This window comes from Pseudomonas oryzicola, from assembly GCF_014269185.2.
Lineage (GTDB): Bacteria > Pseudomonadota > Gammaproteobacteria > Pseudomonadales > Pseudomonadaceae > Aquipseudomonas > Aquipseudomonas oryzicola.
In genome coordinates this window covers 1-282 of the sequence record NZ_JABWRZ020000017.1, presented here as the reverse complement: position 1 = coordinate 282, position 282 = coordinate 1, and the positions used below count along the sequence as shown (strand labels likewise).

General features: G+C 61.7%; 1 protein-coding gene. It reads left to right on the top strand.

Annotated features, from left to right (window positions below; genetic code table 11):
- Positions 1-282, top strand: a 282-nt coding sequence (locus tag HU760_RS24385) for an immunoglobulin-like domain-containing protein (RefSeq protein WP_217858989.1), incomplete at both ends; no start/stop codon positions are given.

Here is a 282-nt window from a genome sequence, read left to right as displayed (position 1 = left end):
TTGTCCAACGGTCAGACCATTACCGTTGAAGCCGGCAAGTCCCAGGGCAGCGTCGATTTCGAAACCCCGGCGAACGACGTCTACAACAACGGCTCGACCATCAGCACCACGATTACCGGTGCGACCGGTGGTAACTTCGAGCAACTGGTGCCGAACCCAGCCCCGGCTCAGACCACGATCAACGACTCGGTCGACACCACCACCGCGACCCTGACGGCTACTCCGTCGGTGACCGAAGGTGGCGTCATCACCTACACCGTGACCCTGAGCAATCCGGCCCAG